This window comes from Veillonella sp. 3627 (assembly GCF_003992195.1).
In the GTDB taxonomy this organism is placed as follows: domain Bacteria; phylum Bacillota; class Negativicutes; order Veillonellales; family Veillonellaceae; genus F0422.
The window spans coordinates 47,557-66,686 of record NZ_RQVG01000002.1; the positions used below are offsets into that span (position 1 = coordinate 47,557).

A 19,130-nucleotide genomic window follows, 5' to 3' on the forward strand; every position below is an offset into this window, starting at 1 on the left:
ATACTCTAAAATGATAATAGTATGCAAGCTTTTCTTGATTCCTATGCAAAATATGCATACTTATTTGAGAATGGTAAGTTGTCCTCTATTGCTTATCACTCGAATGGGCGCAGTTGTATCTGTTGCATTAGGCCTACGATCTACTATTTTTACATACCCCTGCAATACATCTACTACAATAGGTTCTGTATCTTCTTGGTAAATAATACCTGCCGTTTCTGGCGTATCACCGCCGATTAATGTTTGAATATGACTACCTGTAAAAGTATATCCTTTGCCGGTTGCTAGCAGTAATTCTTCATGTCCACTGCGATGTCGCTTAGCTCCTATCCATCGATTATGCCACGTTGCCTGATTTTTCAATTCAAGTGTAACACCAGACTGATGAGGGTTATTTCCACTTTCAGCAAATTCATTTAATGCCGCCCCAGTCCACACGGAGTCCTTCGTCCCTAAATTCATCACAATATACGAACCATGACGTCCAGGATTAGGATTCAATCCATAGTTTTTATTCAATACCCCTACATTGCCTGTCACTTGTACCCTTGCATACTGGGATGGTTTCGGAGTAGATACAGGGGCTGTACCCGTATAGGTATCAGCCAACCGACTAGTGCCAATACCAATGCTACCTTCTTCGACAATAGCAGCATACACATCTGCCTGCTCAAATGGCACAGTTTCAATTTTCACAGGACCGTCTAAGGTAATATAACTATCTTTATTAGCTTGTACCCCATTGCCAACGGCTTGAATCACAGTGGGCCCATGAACGACCACCTTTGTATCATATTTCGGGTCATCAACATGTTTTCGACCAAAGCCGGCATAGATACCGCTCATGTAATAATGTGCCATTTCATCGGCTTGGTCATAAGGGTGAGCATTACTTAGATCTACTTGCAAGCCCTTGTGGACAGTTAACTTAGTACCATCCAATACATAAATACCAGTTACATTATGGTGCTTCTGCTGCACCGTGTCATACCCTACACCATTTACCTTAATATGCAGTCCCTCTGGATAGTTGAGTACCTCATGGTATTTGCGCATCGCCACAGCTCGCCCCGCTGTGCTTACCTCAATGAGCTCTGGTTGCGTCACAACCTGTTGAAAGCCTACCTCTGCCGACGCTCCATACACAAATGGTACAGTGCTCAAACATGCCATAACAAGTCCTGCTAGTACATTTCGCTTATAATTCATACATACTCCCCTTACGAATCACTTGGACCTCTACTATGAATATCTTTATATCCTCTTTAGTATACCATTGGTAAGAGCCATTGCCTATGGTAGTGCTATTCCAATTGGTCATACAACATCTAGTAGGTAACAAAATGAGACGCCCCTCGTCGGAACGTCTCATATTATTAATATTATATTGTATTAGAATTTGAATTTCATGCCTACATTATACGTACGACCACCTGTTGCTTCTCTAGCGTAATATTCACGATCGAATAGGTTTTGTACTCCGAATTGCAATGTCGCTTCTTTGGATACTTTATAATTTACGGACGCATTAGTCAAGAAGTACGCATCTTCTGACTCTGGCTCGCCACCGGCGGTATCTTTGCTGTTGCGGGAGCTTACGTATTGCATATCCCACAACACATTCCACTTGCCACTATTGTATTCCAAACCACCATGGAATAGGTGCCTTGGAATTTCAAAGTTTTGTTCTTTTCCATCACTTTGATCTGTATTGACCAAAGCTTTACTTTCTATATATCCCATTTGCCATGTATAGTTTCCAAAGACAGACCATTTGTTAGACAACTTGTGACGAAGTTCTAATTCTACACCACGACGTGTTTCTGATCCTATATTGATATACTTTTTGTAATCCTCAGTACCATCTGTCTTTTTAAATGTAACATATTGAATTTTATCCTTTGTATTCACATAAAAGGCTGCTACGTTTAATTTTGTACTTTCATTCCAAGATTTTTTCAAACCAAGTTCAAAGGTATCGGAATGTTCTGGATCTAACTCTGGATTTGCATGAATAGGAGTTTTAGATGTTTGACCGAAGCGGTACACTTGGTACAAGGTTGGCGGTGCAAAGGAGTGACCATAGGATGCATAGACGTTGGTAGAATCATCAAGGTATCTTTCTACGGACAACTTAGGACTCAACTCCGTGTAAGATCCATCATTATGATGTACGACATCGTAGGACTTTGTTTTCTTATTGTACTCCCCGTGGGACCCATCGTACTTTTTAAAATGATCTAAACGAAGCCCGGCATAAATAGCCCAATCATCGTTAGGGCGATACGTATCTTGTAAAAAAACTGCCATCGTGCGAGATGCCCCTGTATTCGTTTCACTCACACCGTTAGGGAATACCTTAGTATCTTTAGAGTTTTTATCACGCCAATATTGCAAAGAAATCTTTTCTTGATCAAACCGCTCTTGTTTCCAATTCAATCCCCCTACAATTTGATGTTTTCCTTCAGGTTTCCATGCTTTTTGCACATCTAGATTGTACGCTTTGCCTGGATAGAAGGAGTGAGAACCTGGCCCTTCATAATCTCCTGAAGTTGCTTTTGTTGGCACAGAATAGCCATCTTTCTTTTTATCTAAATAGCCCAAAGAAATCTGTAATTTATTCGCTTCATTTTTATATTGCAAACTATGAGAATGATATTCTCGCTCTGCATCATGACCTAAGAAACTATTGCCATTAAGAGATACATATTTTTTATTACTAACCTTGATATCCCCTGTAAAAACGGTCTTTCCATTTACTGTAACCGCACTCATTGGGTTGTGGTAAGAGTACTTATGGTTCGCATATACATAGCGATAGGTTAGCGTTTCTTTGTCGCCTAGGTTCATCGTAATATAAGCAGACAAATTCTTATTATGTAAAGATTTATCCCCACGATTCCCTACCACATATTTACCACTTGTCAACTGTTTTAATGGCGTGTCAGGAGATACAGCTTTTACATCTCCTTTGATAGCCTTGCTTTTTTCCGTCACAAAAAATCCTGGGAATCCATTTGTGCGACGTTCTTCTGCAGATACACCAATGGCTACCTTATCCGACACGCGAGCATCAAAACCTAGCTCATTGTTCCAAGTGCCATAAGTCCCGCCATTGACCTTACCATGCCAACGAATCCCTTGACGATTTGCCTTCGGTGCCACTTGTTTCGTTGTAATACTTAATACACCTGCTACCCCTTTGCCACCATACAAGGAGGAACTAGCACCACGCACCAATTCAATTCGATCGATGGAATGCACGGGAATCACTTCCCAGTCCACCTTATTATTGAAAGAATTATTCATCGGCACGCCATCAACGAGTACCGATATATTTTTAGAATCGAATCCACGGATTTGTATTTCACCTGCCGAAGCTTGACTTTTATACACCCCTGGTAATAATTGTATCGCATCTGCAACCGTATCCACCTTGCGATTTTCAATATCCTTCGCTGTCACCACAGACACAGAACTAGGCGTTTTTGAAATATCTTGTAAGGTTCTCGTTGCCGTTACCGTTACATCTGGCAAGGTCACCGTTTCTTCTACCGCTTGTGCATCATGAGCATACCCTGTATAACTGCCCAACGCTACCGTAACCATAGATAATAATAGTAACCGCGTTGCATTTCGTTTCACTCGTTTCATTCGTACTTCCCTTCTTACTATAAAACAAACATCAAGTTTCCTATTAGTATACCATTCATTTTCAATATTGCAAATCATTTTGTGAAAATATCTTCATATATAACAAAAAAGCGGCCGAAGCCGCTTTTTGTAAATACGTAAAATTATTTACGTAAGCCTAATTTTTCTAAGATCGCACGGTAACGTTCGATGTCTTTACGACGAAGGTAGTCAAGCATGTTACGACGTTGACCAACTAATTTTAAAAGACCACGACGGGAATGATGATCTTTTTTGTGCTCTTTTAAATGCTCAGTTAAGTATACAATGCGGTTAGTTAAAATCGCGATTTGTACTTCTGGGGATCCAGTGTCACCTTCGTGAACAGCAAATTCTTTAATAATAGCTGCTTTAGCTTCTGTAGTTAACATATTTCATGTCCTCCTAAAAATTACAATTCCATAGGCCAAAGTAATGGGCGGAGACTCAATTACCTCGCCTAGGTTAATACATCGGTATCTATAATACTATACTTTCTTATAAATGTAAAGTATTTACCCTAACATCATGCGGTCACTGAGGGTATTTTCGCTAGCTACTTCAAAGCGCTCTAATAAGTCTTGTACCGTTAAGCTAGCCTTCTCTTCTCCTCGTACATCATAGATAACTTTACCATTATCCATCATGATCAAACGATTGCCGAATCGCAAGGCATCACGCATATTATGGGTAATCATCAAGGTAGTCAAATGATGTTCCTTTACCAATTCATCTGTAAGCTGCAATACTTTTTCTGCCGTTTTAGGATCTAAAGCTGCCGTATGTTCATCTAGTAACAGTACTTCTGGCTTCAACATAGTGGCCATCAACAAAGTAATAGATTGACGTTGACCACCACTTAATAACCCCATACTGGATGACAAACGATTTTCTAAGCCCAAATCCAAACGAGCTAATTGCTGTTTAAATAATTCTCTTTCATTTTCTTTGAATGCCCAAGACAATCCCATTTGTTTTCCGCGACGCAAGGCAAGAAGCATGTTCTCCTCAATTTGCATATTTCCTGCTGTGCCCAACATAGGATCTTGGAAGACACGACCAATGTATTTGGCCCGTTTGTATTCCGCCATATGAGTGACGTCTACATCATTAATATGCAATGTACCTTCATCGACGGAGAATACCCCAGCGATGGAGTTCAACAACGTACTTTTACCAGCTCCATTACCACCGATAACAGTCACAAAATCTCCATCTTCTAATCGTAAGTCAATACCACGAAGAGCTATTTTTTCATTCACAGTGCCTTTATGGAAGGCTTTCACAATTCCTTTTAATTCCAACATGTGTATACCCTCCTTTTAACCACGACGAAATTTACCTTGCCACGTTGGTAAGGATAGAGCTAAGGCTACCAATATAGCAGTAAATAATTTTAAATCATTTGGAGGCATACCTAGGTATAGTACAGTAGCAATAACGATACGGTAAATAATGGAACCGAATACAACGGCTACTAAGCTCAACACGAAGGAAGAATTACCAAATAGTTTGCGCACTACCGAAGAAGAAGCAAATAGTACCTCCCCGATGATAACAGATGCGAGGCCGATAACGATGGTTCCTACGCCCATACCGATATCTGCAAAACCTTGGGATTGAGCAATTAACGCCCCAGATACAGCTACAAAACCATTGGATAATAGTAATCCAAGAACAATCATGGAATCTGTGTTTACCCCTTGGGCACGAATCATTTGTGGATTTACCCCAGTAGCGCGGATAGATGTGCCTAGTTCAGTACCAAAGAACCAGAATAAGAATAATCCCACTACCACAGTTACCACTACACCAATGATAGTCAATGCTACCGCATTGGAAATACCCATGCTATGAATGGCGGAGTACACTGTATCCATGCGCAATAAGGAGATATTTGCTTTCCCCATAATATGTAAGTTCACAGAATACAAGGCAATCATGGTTAAGATACCAGCTAGCAATGCAGGAATTTTTAATTTCGTATGTATCCACCCTGTTACAGCTCCGGCAATCATACCACCAATACCTGCAACTATCACTGTGATCCAAGGGTTCACACCCATGGTAATCAATACTGCAGAAATTGCAGCTCCCATAGGGAAACTACCTTCTACTGTTAAATCAGCCACGTCTAAAATTCTGAAAGTAATGAATACACCCAATGCCAACAATGCCCACAATAGGCCTTGTGCAATGGTGCTAATAATTAAGTTTGTCATATATCCTCCTACTTGGGGTTGCCCCCACTACTATACTACTGTTGTCGCAATGTCTCTGGAATTTTGATATGTAACCGATCCGCTTCGTCTTGGTTGAATACAAATTTAATAGGCTCTTGCATTTCGATTGGCATACTGTCCGGTGTACTTTCACCACGAAGTACACGAGCCGCCATATGTCCAGTTTGTACCCCTAATCTATAAAAGTCTACAGAGTAGGCTGCTAGTCCACCTGTTTTTAACCATGTCTCATCAGAGGGAAACACTGGTACGTTAGCGCTACTAAATATAGTGACGATGTTTGCATAGGATGAAGCAATGATATTATCTGTTGGAAAGTATACTGCATCAATACCCATAATAGCTAATTGATTCGCCGCCTGCGGCACATCATTCACGTTGGAGACGGTTATTTCTACTAATTCCATACCGTATTTTTGTGCTTCTTTTCGAAAACTCTCTGCTTGTAATTGTGAATTCACTTCACTGGATGAATAAATAGTACCGATTTTCTTCGCATTCGGTAATAATTGATGCACTAATTCCACTCGTTTTTCCATAGGCACCATATCTGTGGTACCCGACACATTACCACCCGGATGTTCATCACTATCCACAAGTCGTGCTGTGGTAAAGCTCGTAACCGCAGTGCCTAATACAGGAATGTCCTTCGTAGCATTCGCCATAGCCTGTACCGCTGGAGTTGCAATGGCCACTACTAAATCGGAATTACGCGCCACAAATCGTTGGGCAATGGTGTTTAGATTGGATTGGTCTCCTTGAGCATTTTGGTGGTCAAGAATCACATTATCTACAAATCCCTCTTCCCGTAATCCATCTACGAAACCTTTATTTGCTGCATCTAGTGCGGGATGCTCCGCTAATTGCAAGATACCCACTCGGTACATCTTGCCTCCTCCTGGTGCTTCTAGTGAAGATTCATGCCATAGTAAGAATCCCACCAGACAGACCACCAACAGGGCCAGTCCTTTTTTCCACATAAAAATCTCCTTTCTACTATACTACATGGTAGCCACGCGCCACCGCCTACAGTCTTTCTATGGGAAAGATATAGAGATTATACCACATGTGAAAGTAATAGAAAATATATAAATTAAAATTTCTATAGAATCTAATGTCGTCACGAGACATTATCCTCACAGATAAACAAAACGACTAGATTATTACAATCTAGTCGTTTATCTTTAATTCTACTATTTACGTACTAATGCGATATGCACCATACCGATAAGGAAACCGATAATGGACGGCACAATCCAGCCCATACCGATAGAAGCAAATGGAAGCATTCCATAATATGGCAACGCCCATTGTACAAATCCAGATTGATTGATAAATGCTGGTGCTGTTGCCATAGCATCACCTAATGCCGCAAATAAGGCAAAGGCTGTTGTCCACGCATACACAGCTTGTCTGCCTTTGAAAATAGGTGCTGCAAAGGATAACAAGATGATTGTAATAGACAATGGATACAAGAACATCAATACAGGGATGGCTAATTCGATGATTTTTGTTAAGCCTACGTTAGCAATTAAGAAACCCACTGCTGTTGTTAAGTATGCATAACCACGGTAACCCAATGTGTTTGGGAACATTTCATCAAAAGTTTCACCACAAGCACCAATCAAACCTACGCAAGTTTTTAAACATGCTAGTGTAACAATGATGGCCAACAAGATAGCCCCTACATTGCCGAAGTAAAATGCATTCATTTGCGCCATGGTAATACCACCATTTTTAGCAAGGCCTAATGTTGTGACACTTGTAGCACCACTGTAGGCTAGGAAACCGTAGATAACAGCCATAATAGAGCATGCCACAAAGCCTGCTTTCACAAGTCCCATAGCAATGTCCTTAGGTTCTGTGACCCCCACACCTTGTAAGGCACGGATAACGATGATACCAAAGGCTAACGATGCCAATACGTCAAGTGTATTATATCCTTCTGTAAAACCTTTGAAGAACGCATGGGTAGCATATTCCCCTTGTGGCGCTACTGATGTGTAATCTCCCATTGGCATAATCACTACAGTGATTAATAAAATGCTTAGGAATACTAAGAATAATGGCGTTAACACTTTACCAATGTATGTCATCAATTTTCCTGGATTCAAGGAGAACAAGATGGCAATGATAAAGAACACTGCAGAAAATACACCTAAGGCAAGATCAGGATTGACACTGCCAAGGAATGGTTCAAATCCGATTGTATAGGATACTGTACTCGTTCTTGGGATAGCAAATGCTGGCCCAATCGTGATGTACAATAACAAGGTGAAAATTTTACCATAGGTCGGGTGTACACGACTTACTAAGTCTTGTAAGCCATTACTACGAGACACACCCATAGCGACAATACCCAAGAATGGTAGTCCAATAGCTGTCGCTAAAAAGCCTAAAATAGCTGGCCACAACGCTTGACCTGCTTCTTGTCCTAAGTGAACAGGGAAAATTAAGTTTCCTGCTCCGAAGAACATCCCGAATAACATAGTTCCAATAAAGGCTACAGAACCCCAAGATAATGTTTGATTCATCACTATTCCCCCTTACATAATGATTTTTAATACATCTAGTACTTCATTTGGCAACTCATCTTTTGTTCCTTTTAATTTTTCAATGTAATCGTAGCGGAACTCAAATGCTTTGTGCAAAATATGATGGTACTCACGAACTGTAAAGTCTGGTTCAAAACCTTCAACTTTTACATATTCTAAGTTTTCATATTTATAGAACGGTTCAAAGTTAAGGCTACCCTCAACCAAACCTTCTAACAAGCCTAATGTTACTTCTTTTGGAATTTTTTTGTCCAAGAAGAAGCCCGTATTCATAATGTAGCAATCTACACCAGATTGAGTGAATAGTTTTTTGTAACTTTCATAATCGGTACGTAAAGAATAGGTACGGAATGGATTAGCATAAGGTTCGATCACCAATGCATTAGGATCTACGTGAGCATCCAATTTCTCTGCTGTAGAACGACGTGTTGCCAAAGTAGCACCCATAGTAGCCGCTAAAATTGGATCATCCACTTTTAAAATTGGTGGCAATGTTTTATCTTTCATCAACCACACGATAGCATTCACTGGATCTTTTACAAAGTTCACACGATTATCTGTCCAGAATTGTGATTTAATAGCACGACCATTGTTATTGCGCACATCTTCTGCTAACACAACTTTGTTACCATCTTCATCTAAAGTAACACCCACATTTTGCAATGTTAATAGGTATTTATTAGCAGGATGTTCCACTGGATAGTCTTGCATTTTATCAAAATATGTTGGTTCTAAGGCAATGGAAGACAAATCTTCTGTATGAATGATATAGGCATCATCATGTAATACAGAAATATCATATCGTCCACCATGCTGTTCATGAGTCAATGTAGATTTACCAGACCCTGATAACCCAAATACGCCAATCGTATAAGAAGAACCATCTTTTAAATTGTATCGTTTCATGCCACCATGGCATGCCACATAACCATAACGATTTGCCAAGGACCATCCTAATGTAAGAGTACCTTTTTTATGCTCCCCAAAATAACGCATACCTAAAATCATAGCACAGTTATGAGCAGGGTCAAAAATAGCCAGTCCACCTGGATGACCTTCTACCACATAATCTGGGTCAGAGTAAATAAAAATATCCCCTTCTGGAATCTCTTTACTACCTCTATAGAAGGCTTTCACTTCCTCATTGAAAAATTGGAAATTAATAGCCCAAGAGTATAGGATCGATGCATGCTCTTTTGGAATCATCAAGTGCGCACGAGCAGTAAAAGCTTCATCCAAGCCTACGATAGCTTGCGCTGAAATCCATTCTTTATGACGGCTATCATATACTGCATCTCGTGCAATATCACATAATTCTACTTCATTAATACCTTCATCGCCAATAATACGGCGAGCTTTTGCATAACGACCTGTTGTTTTACCATTATTTGTGACTAATACTTTGGCATCTTGCGGTAAACCTTGCTCTTCCGCACGGTATACGGGCATATCTAATACAACGACCCCAGGTTCTTTCGTGGCTAACTCATAAGCCTGTGCAATAGACTTCACCGGTGTTACATTATTTCCATAAAAAGCAGTTTCTATGGTACTTCTTAATTTGGAAAAGAGCGGATTCTCTTTAATTTCGGAATGTTTCCATTTTAATCTTGTTGCCATATGTTCCTCATTAATTCTAACTTACTATACTTATGCATATTCTTATATTCTAACATTTAATTAAGTATTTCACAATATGAGACCAATCATATATTACTGCATCAGTCTAGCAAATACAGGCCTCTGTGATATGTATCACAATGTATTTTTACTATGCGATGAATAGTTATGAAAAAACGGATATCACAAGGCATTCACCTCACAATATCCGTTGATTCTATACAACTAAGATCTATGATTCATAATACAATCAATATCTAAGTCTTGCAAATACAATTTAAATGCCTCAGCCAACTGTGGATTTCGTAAACCGTATTCTACAGTCGCTTTTAAATATCCTAATCGATCGCCTATATCATAGCGCACTCCTTCATAAGAGTAAGCTAAAATTCTTGAGGAAAGTCTAGCAATCGCGTCGGTCAATTGAATTTCATTGCCCGCCCCTTGGGGAGTTTTTTCTAATTCATCAAATATATCTGGCGTCAGAATATAACGACCTAATACCGCCAAGTTCGATGGAGCATACTCAAGTGGTGGCTTCTCTACCAAACCTGCTACTTCATACACATTCGGTTCGATTTCACTACCTGACACAATACCATAGGAGCTAACTTTTTCTGGAGCTACAAATTGAGTTCCTAAAATTGTTACGCCATCATGGGCATAATGACAATCGATTAATTGCTTCAAGCATGGTCTTTGTGGGTTATAGACCACATCATCCCCTAAGAGAACAGCAAATGGCTCATCCCCTATAAAAGACTTCGCACAATAGATAGCATCACCCAATCCACGGGCTGTTTTCTGACGAATGTAATGAACTTTAATATTCGCCAAATTTCTCACCATATCAAGATGTTGTTGCTTACCTTGTTGTTGCAATAATTGCTCTAACTCCACACTAGTATCAAAATGATCTTCAATCGCACGCTTATTGCGTCCCGTAATAATTAGAATATCTTCAATACCTGAATCGATAGCCTCTTGCACAATATATTGTATTGTTGGTGTATCCACAATAGGCAACATCTCTTTCGGCTGTGCCTTAGTGGCTGGTAAAAAGCGTGTACCAAAGCCTGCCGCTGGAATCACTGCTTTTCTAACTTTTTTCATGGTTTCCCCTTAGATTAAAAATCTTTCGCTACCAATGTATATTCCCATTTCTTTTGTTTTGTACGATATGTCAAGGATCCTTCAAAGGAATGTAAATCACGATGCCATGTAAGATCTACATACCGTAACTCATGAGTCTGCATATCTCGTTGTATCTGTACACTAAAGCGATCTAATCGAGTAGCTTGTACACTTAGCCCATAGTATAAATTATACTTCACATCAATTTGATCAAATGGATATGGAGAGTCGGCTGAGACAGATACATTACTTTGACGATATCCCGCCCAAGCTTTCACACGAGGTCCTAGGTTGGTGTTAGCAGCTACACCCCAATATGGCATAGAACGAACCGACGAATTATATCCGTAGTAGTCACGTTGGTAACCACCATAGAAGGTAACCTCTGTATTAGGCCCTATATGAACTGGGTCATGAGATACTTCACCATACATCTTAGCATGAGTTCCCTTGATATGACCTTCATACCATTTACCATAGCTAACACCACCACGAATAGTCACAGGAGTGCTACCAAGATGATACGCATGCGTATCTACCGATAATTCAGGCTTCTTCTCGACCCATACTTTTTTCGCATTTAATGTAGCTGACTCGCGACTATACGCTATTTTTGCTTCCCCCCAAGGCAAGAAATGAACATACCCAAAGGATGGTTTAAACCCAATATGAGTTCCCCAAGTATAATGTAAGAAAAGTTCCCCATGTTTAGATACTGGATAGTCAATTTTACCATTTAAACTCAATCCATCAGAAGAATTATATTTCGGTCTTGGTACAAAGGAAAATACGCTCACTTGTCCTTGTTTATCTTGACGCAAAGACACCGTATATTTATTTACAGAAATAATCCGTTTATTTTTAATATAAAAGCTTGCATTATGAATGACTGCTTTATCTCCAGGGAATACCTCTATATAGTCCCCTTCCACACGATAATCAGGTGCCCCTTTAAAAGCAATGGCATGTTTTGTCGTTAACCAACCTTTTTCAATGCGCCCTGTTTTACCATCAAAGTCACCTACTTCTGCTTTTACCCAATAGGGATCAGCATAGCCAAATACATTTTTTGTGTGAGCTGCTCCAGTAGTAGCATTGTAGGTAATATGAGAACCTTTTAAGTCCTTTGTATCCCCTTTATCTTCTAAAAAGTGATAGTCCGATACACTTTCATATTGCTGGGTCTTCGTATTACCTTCTAGTCTTTCTGACAATAGTTGTTGATTGCCCCGTTCTACTTCTACAGCGCCATTGGCCCATACACGACCAGTAGTATCGTTATAATACATTTTATCTGCATCAATACGAACTGGTACAGCCGGTTTTTCTACCACTTGTTTGCCTTTTTTTTCAATTGCTTTAACCTGCAAATTTGGCGCATACTGTGTATCTGTAGATACTGTGGAAGTCTTAGGCATTTGCACATACTGAGTTTCGGCAACCTTTGGAGCGGCTTCGAATACTGGGGTCGTAGCATCTACTGTTTGGGCATGGCCTTGTGTACATGCCAATGCCGTCAAAATAGCAGCGGCTGTTACAGAATATCTTTTCATGCTCATCTCCTAGTCTTTCTCACGTTTTACAATGATGACAGGTTTTTCAGTTAAAGAATCATCTGGTACCACTTGTACAGGTTCTTCTTTTGCTTTTACAGCCGGAGCTGGCGTTGATTCAGCTACTACTTTTGATGCTGCTACTGGTTCTGCTGCTGCTTTTGGTGCTACCACTGGCTCCACAGGAGCTTTTTGCACAGCTCCCGTATCTACACCATGCACTTCCACCCCAGAAATAGTAACAGAGGATTCAGGCTGTACATACACAAGAGTTCCTACTGGTAAATCAATAGATTTACCTTTTACAAAGAAGCCCCCTACAAGGCCTACAGGTCCTAATAAAACAGCCCCTGCTACAGACGCACCAGCCGCTTTTAGTTCTCCCTTTGTTTTAGACTTAGCTTCTTCACCTTGGATGGCTGTGAAAACTGTACCATCAATACCTTGTAATTTATCAAATACAATGTTTAATTTTGCATTACGTCCAAAAGATCTTGCTTTTGTAATTTCCGTAATATGGCCAGTACCTACTGTTCCTTTAGGAATCAACAGAGTTTCCCCATCCATTACATCTTCTGCTACTTTGACATGAACTACATCATCTTTCACATTTTTTTGAGATGTTACTGGTTCTGTTAATTCTAGAGTAAATACTTGATCAGCCCCAATAGTTCCTAGTTTTGTTCGCAATGCTACTTGTGTTCCAAAAATAGATTGCTTTAATTTTTGTACACGACTTTGTAAAGAACCTTTTGCTTCTAGTCCATTCACACTGCGTTCCATTTCGCCAATGCGTTCTACGAGAGAGCCACTATGAACTTCATCATAATACATCCATTCCAAAGCATTGACTTCTTGATGCAATGTTACCTTTGTTCCTTGACCTTCCACAGATGTATACAAAGATTCCACTTGCCCTGTAATACTACCTTGTTGTTTTGTACCATAAATAGTATCTTGTAATTGATGTACTCGATCTGTTAATGCACCTACTTGTACTTTACCATACACAGTACTTTCCAAAGCTTCTGTTTTTTCTAATACTGTGTCTGGTGCAGCCCATACACTTGTTGCTAAAAGAGCAAATACAGCTCCTAATACAGCAGAACGTTTCATAGTATCTCCTCATCTCTACTAACACATAGATAGCACGGGCAAGCCCGTGCTAATCCATTAAATCTTCAAATCTATAATTGCGGATACGCCAACCCCTTGAATGCGGTTTGCAGTCGTTGGGTTCGTACTGTCAATCGGTACTAGTCCTTTTACGCGAGCTACGGAATTAAAACTAGCCTCAATTTGTGCTACCGCTTCCACACGTTCCACTTCACTACTAGGTCCTGTTATCTGTGCTGCACCAATATGTCCGCCTTTACCAAGACTAACAATAGGAACTACTTTTGTTGAATAGGTAGTACTCAAATTATTTTGCTTTAATAAATTGTTCAAAAAATTATTAATGGAGTCTCCATATTTATCTACTAGAAAGCCCACGCCTCCCACTTTCAAGGCGCCTCCTAATAAACTTCCTAAATTGAACGCCTGAGCTTGTTGCACTCCAACAACACCCACAGTGGCTACTGAGAATGCTACCATAGCAGCTACGATTTGTTTTTTCATCGTAATATCCTCCTTTTCCTTTCCATTGTATCAAAAAATAAATTTTTATTCTATACAAAGTATATGAGATATCCATGATTTTTTCATGAAATCTTATATTTTTTAGCAAATCCGTGGAACTTGGTCTTCTCCGAGCATATCTAACAAACGAATTCCGCCTACTGCCGTTTGTAAACCTACTTTACCAGCATTACCATTCACTATATCACCAATGATGACAGCATCACAACCTTCTGTAAAAGTCCGCATCATCTGCACTACATCATCTGCCACATCAGCACGTACAATGGCAATCATTTTACCTTCATTGGCTAAATACAATGGGTCATACCCTAATACTTGGCATACGGCTTGCACTTCCTCACGGACAGGAATGGCAGACTCTTGCAATCGAATCCCTTTTTGAGCAGAATTTGCAATTTCTTGTAATGTGGTAGCCAATCCACCGCGAGTAGGATCTCTAAAAAAAGCAATATTTTTTCCAAATGTTTCCAATAAGGCATGGGACATAGTATGTAAGGGAGCACAATCTGTCTGAATTGTGTCTGGCAAATCTAATCCATACCGAGTTCCCATAACAGCAATGGCATGGTCACCCAAGGTGCCGGATACAATAACTTTCATACCACTTTCAATATAGGGAGTGCCTAACTGTACATAGTCCGGTACAATACCTACACCGGCTGTATTGATGTAGATTCCGTCAACAGAACCCTTTTCTACCACCTTCGTGTCTCCTGTAATGATAGAAACACCTGCTTGTTGTGCCATATCAGACATGGTTTGTAGCACCACTTCTAACGTAGGGATAGGCAAACCTTCCTCTAAAATGAGTCCACAAGACAAATACTGAGGAATAGCACCCATCATGGCTAAGTCATTCACTGTACCACATACAGCTAACTTACCAATGTTACCACCAGGAAATATATGCGGCGTCACTACATAGGAATCTGTGCTCATAGCCATACGCCCATTAGTAACGGGAAATACAGCCCCATCATGTAATTCATTTAATATTGGATTAGAAAAATATTTCACAATATATTTGTCCACTAGTTCGTGGCTAAATTTACCACCATTACCATGGACTAACCGAATCCGTTCCATTTATTCCTCCCAGGTCATTCCACCGCTGGAAAAACCGTATTTATACCAAGCTGAACAACTACCTTCTACGGATACCATACAAGCTCCTACTGGATGCTCTGGCGTACAAAGTTTGCCAAATAAAGGGCATGCATCAGGATGAATCATCCCTTGGATAACAGACCCACATTGGCAACCTTTCGGTCCATCACTAGTGGTAAACGGAGGCAATGGTAATTGTACTAATGCATCATAAGCAGACCATTCACCTCGCAACTTTAATCCTGATGCAGGTAAGGTACCAATACCACGCCAACCATCATCAGACGGCTCATACAAGGTATCCATTAATTGTTGTGCTACTGGATTTCCCGTTTTTGCCACCACAGACCGATATGTATTTCCTACATAAAATTTCTTTTCTTTACGTTGTTCTAAGAGATTTACAATGGCTGCTAAAATTTCCACACCATCAAAGCCAGCAATACAACTTGGCATATGATATTCATCAGCTAAGAATTGATACGGCTGTTCTCCAATGATAACGCTTACATGACCTGGCAATAAGAATCCATCAATTTGATGATCTGGATTACTTAATAAAGCGCGTAATGCAGGAGGCACCAATTTATGAGAAATCAGGAAAAATACATTCTTGAGTCCCTTTGCATGAACCGCCTGTATTGTAGCTGCTATGACAGCTATAGTTGTTTCAAAGCCAATGCCTAAAAAGATAATCTTCTTATCTGGATATTGTTCACTTAAGGAAAGCACTTCCATTGGGCTATAGATAATCTCAATGTGGGCACCCTCTTCTTTAGATTGCCATAAATTACCTGTCGTACCAGGTACTTTTAGCATATCTCCAAAGGTGGCAATCACTACGTCATCTTGAGCTGCATACGCCAAAGCTTGGTCCATGTATTGTTGATCTGTCACACACACAGGACATCCAGGACCACTAATCAGCTCGATGCCTTTTGGTAGCATTTGACGGATGCCTTCACGGAAGATAGCCACGGTATGGGTCCCGCAGACTTCCATAAACCGCACCCTTTCTTCCGGATTATGTAATTCACGAATGCGCTCTAGTAGACTAGCAGCGACCTTCGATTTTTCTGTTAAAGTAATCTTGTTCAAGTTCTTCTAACTCGCGGAATGCCTCAAGGGTCAAACGAGCTTCCTCCTCATCTACAATTTGTACGGCACAGCCCGCATGGACTAATAGCCAATCTCCAATTTTTGCTTCCGGCACCAATAACAGGCTACACTCCCGTTGCACTCCTGTTAATTCTACGGTACCGATGGATTCATTAATATGCACCAACTGTGCAGGTACTGCTAAACACATAGTATCTCCTATCTATTCATATAATTTCCCAACCATAATTGTCCTAAAGCGATACCACCATCATTCAAAGGGCTTTGGTTAGGAATGTGGATATGGTACTCTTCTAATTCCCGTATCACTCCTTCTAGGAGAATGCGATTTTGGAATACTCCTCCACACAAGACAATATGCGAAATTTGTCGCTCCTTACAACATTGTTTCGCCATCTGTCCTAAATAATATATCAAAGTTCTGTGAAAGTTTGCTGAGATTTTTGCTACACTTTCACCACATTCTAATTGTTCTATCACAGATCGTACTAAACTCATTGTATCTAATACCGTTCCGTCCAGCTTCATGTCTAGGATAGTGCCCCTCTCTGAAAGCGCCAGTTGTTCTAACTCGATAGCAAGTTGCGCATCATAGAGATGCTCATGGCCTACCCCTAACAAAGACGCTACCGTATCAAATAAACGACCACCGCTAGAAGACTGTATCATCTGCATATGAGGCATCATTTTCTCTAATAGTTCCCCTCCCTTAGGTAGTGTTTTCTTCCACTCTTCTATGACTGTGGGTACCCCTGATGGATAGATCTGATTCACATACCACAATGCTTGACGCCATGGTTCTCGTACTGCCACTTCACCACCTGGCAAGGGGGCATAACTCAAATGTGCCATACGTTCCATATGCTCTTGATGACAATATAAAAACTCACCGCCCCATAGAGTGCCATCTGTGCCATATCCTGTCCCATCAAAGCAAATACCTAACACTGGTTCCTGAATATTATACTCTGCCAGTACCGCTGCCACATGGGCATGATGATGCTGCACTTCTATGACAGGTAATTGATGTTTCTCTGCATAGTTTCTACCACACTGTGATGTGTAGTAATTCGGGTGGGCATCCACGATGACCTCTGTTGGTTGTAATTGAAATAAGTCTTCATAGCGCTTTGTTGTGGACCATAACAAATCCTGTACTCGCTGATGCTCCATATCTCCCATATAGGGGCTAAGGATAGCATGAGAACCTCGATTCATCGCAAATGCTGCCTTCATATCTGCACCCATAGCTAGCATAGTTGACCTCTTCTCTAATGCTACTACAGGAATGGATACAGGTACGTATCCTCGGCTACGGCGAATCATGATTGATGTATCATGCACCACTTGTACCACAGAATCGTCTACAGGAGAGATAATCTCCCGATTGTGAGTCAATATATAGTCTGCTATCCCCTGTAATTCTTCCAATGCCTGGGCATCATTATATAATACAGGATCACCACTTCGGTTCGCACTAGTCATAACCCATAGAGCATTAGACGGTACTAAACTGTAGTGATATGGAGCATAGGGCAGCAAAATGCCTAAGGTTTCCATACCAGGAGCTACACTAGGTGCCACAGTATTATGCTCTGCTACCTTTCGCAACAACACAATAGGCCTTGCAGGACTCAACAATAGTTCTTCTTCTGTGTGCGATATATGCACATACTGTTTTGCCGTTTCCAAAGACCCTGCCATGACCGCTAAGGGTTTTCTAGGCCGTCCTTTACGCTGACGCAAGGTTTGTACTGCATTTTCTTGTAACGCATCACAGACCAAATGATAGCCGCCTACACCTTTTAATGCCACAATGGCACCTTGTTGTATGTACTCTTTGGCTTGCTCTATGGCATCCTGTCCAGTAGCCAACACCATCCCATCTGTACCTTGTAATGTAAACATCGGTCCACACTGCTCGCAAGCATTAGGCTCCGCATGGTATCGTCGACCTTCGAAATCCTCATATTCCTTCTGACAGTCTTCACACATAGGAAATGCCTTCATAGACGTTGTATTACGGTCGTAAGGAGTACTTTCAATAATCGTATACCGAGGGCCGCAATTTGTACAATTTGTAAACCCATATTGAAAGCGTCGATTCTCAGGGTCTTGTATGTCCTGCAAGCATGCCTCGCAAGGTGCCATATCGGCGCCAATAAAGGCATTGCCCTGAGCACCTTGGGAAAAGATTATCGTAAACGAGTGCAATGATTGTACTGTGCTTGGTTCTACACGCAAAGTATCAATGCGTCCATGCATAGGCAAGTCAGATTGCAATCGCTCTATAAACAGTCGACAATCTGCCTCTACACCTTGTATATGTATCTCCACACCGCTCGTGTCATTTCTCACTGTCCCCACTAGTCTTATTTCATGGGCTAGTTTAGACACAAAGGGGCGGAATCCTATGCCCTGTACAATGCCTGTTACATGTATGGTGTATGCTTTCATAGAACCCGCCTCCCTTCAGTTATAAA

The 19,130-nt window shown here is 40.7% G+C and carries 16 protein-coding genes; all 16 read right to left on the bottom strand.

Annotation, left to right across the window (positions count from 1 at the left end; all coding sequences use genetic code 11):
- Positions 1-60 precede the first annotated feature (60 nt).
- The gene (locus tag EO114_RS01525; protein ID WP_127061135.1) at positions 61-1,209 is read right to left on the bottom strand and encodes a hypothetical protein; all 1,149 of its coding nucleotides are present in this window, start codon (positions 1,207-1,209) and stop codon (positions 61-63) included.
- Between the two features lie 183 nt (positions 1,210-1,392).
- Positions 1,393-3,654 carry a TonB-dependent receptor gene (locus EO114_RS01530; protein ID WP_127061137.1) on the bottom strand — a complete coding sequence of 754 codons (2,262 nt, stop codon included), beginning with the start codon at positions 3,652-3,654 and terminating at the stop codon, positions 1,393-1,395.
- 143 nt (positions 3,655-3,797) lie between these two features.
- Complete coding sequence (gene rpsO / locus EO114_RS01535) at positions 3,798-4,064, bottom strand: 30S ribosomal protein S15 (protein ID WP_009353572.1); 267 nt, start codon at positions 4,062-4,064, stop codon at positions 3,798-3,800.
- Between the two features lie 123 nt (positions 4,065-4,187).
- On the bottom strand, positions 4,188-4,979 hold the full coding sequence (locus EO114_RS01540) for an ABC transporter ATP-binding protein (RefSeq protein ID WP_126940878.1): 792 nt from the start codon (positions 4,977-4,979) through the stop codon (positions 4,188-4,190).
- A gap of 15 nt (positions 4,980-4,994) precedes the next feature.
- A complete protein-coding gene (locus EO114_RS01545; RefSeq protein ID WP_126940879.1) occupies positions 4,995-5,894 on the bottom strand; it encodes an ABC transporter permease in 900 nt (299 codons plus the stop codon).
- A gap of 35 nt (positions 5,895-5,929) precedes the next feature.
- Positions 5,930-6,895 carry an ABC transporter substrate-binding protein gene (locus tag EO114_RS01550; RefSeq protein WP_127061139.1) on the bottom strand — a complete coding sequence of 322 codons (966 nt, stop codon included), beginning with the start codon at positions 6,893-6,895 and terminating at the stop codon, positions 5,930-5,932.
- Between the two features lie 213 nt (positions 6,896-7,108).
- Positions 7,109-8,449 carry a branched-chain amino acid transport system II carrier protein gene (gene brnQ / locus EO114_RS01555; protein WP_127061141.1) on the bottom strand — a complete coding sequence of 447 codons (1,341 nt, stop codon included), beginning with the start codon at positions 8,447-8,449 and terminating at the stop codon, positions 7,109-7,111.
- A 12-nt stretch (positions 8,450-8,461) separates the two neighbouring features.
- On the bottom strand, positions 8,462-10,090 hold the full coding sequence (locus tag EO114_RS01560; RefSeq protein WP_062401856.1) for a phosphoenolpyruvate carboxykinase (ATP): 1,629 nt from the start codon (positions 10,088-10,090) through the stop codon (positions 8,462-8,464).
- A 225-nt stretch (positions 10,091-10,315) separates the two neighbouring features.
- Entirely contained in the window at positions 10,316-11,203 is an 888-nt protein-coding gene (gene galU / locus EO114_RS01565; RefSeq protein ID WP_127061143.1) for a UTP--glucose-1-phosphate uridylyltransferase GalU, read from the bottom strand.
- A 14-nt stretch (positions 11,204-11,217) separates the two neighbouring features.
- Positions 11,218-12,777 (bottom strand): LptA/OstA family protein, encoded by a 1,560-nt coding sequence (locus tag EO114_RS01570; RefSeq protein ID WP_062401859.1) that lies wholly within the window; start codon positions 12,775-12,777, stop codon positions 11,218-11,220.
- 9 nt (positions 12,778-12,786) lie between these two features.
- Positions 12,787-13,893: a hypothetical protein gene (locus EO114_RS01575; RefSeq protein WP_127010775.1), complete on the bottom strand. Its 1,107-nt coding sequence runs from the start codon at positions 13,891-13,893 to the stop codon at positions 12,787-12,789.
- Positions 13,894-13,950: 57 nt separating this feature from the next.
- Positions 13,951-14,397 carry a hypothetical protein gene (locus EO114_RS01580; protein ID WP_062401864.1) on the bottom strand — a complete coding sequence of 149 codons (447 nt, stop codon included), beginning with the start codon at positions 14,395-14,397 and terminating at the stop codon, positions 13,951-13,953.
- A gap of 102 nt (positions 14,398-14,499) precedes the next feature.
- Positions 14,500-15,507: a hydrogenase expression/formation protein HypE gene (gene hypE / locus EO114_RS01585; RefSeq protein ID WP_009353578.1), complete on the bottom strand. Its 1,008-nt coding sequence runs from the start codon at positions 15,505-15,507 to the stop codon at positions 14,500-14,502.
- Complete coding sequence (gene hypD, locus EO114_RS01590) at positions 15,508-16,626, bottom strand: hydrogenase formation protein HypD (protein WP_009353561.1); 1,119 nt, start codon at positions 16,624-16,626, stop codon at positions 15,508-15,510. It lies immediately after the preceding gene.
- Positions 16,583-16,837, bottom strand: a complete 255-nt coding sequence (locus EO114_RS01595; RefSeq protein ID WP_009353557.1) for a HypC/HybG/HupF family hydrogenase formation chaperone — start codon at positions 16,835-16,837, stop codon at positions 16,583-16,585. Before EO114_RS01595 ends, hypD begins: the two co-directional genes overlap by 44 nt.
- A gap of 8 nt (positions 16,838-16,845) precedes the next feature.
- Positions 16,846-19,104, bottom strand: a complete 2,259-nt coding sequence (hypF, locus tag EO114_RS01600; protein WP_127061145.1) for a carbamoyltransferase HypF — start codon at positions 19,102-19,104, stop codon at positions 16,846-16,848.
- Positions 19,105-19,130 lie beyond the last annotated feature (26 nt).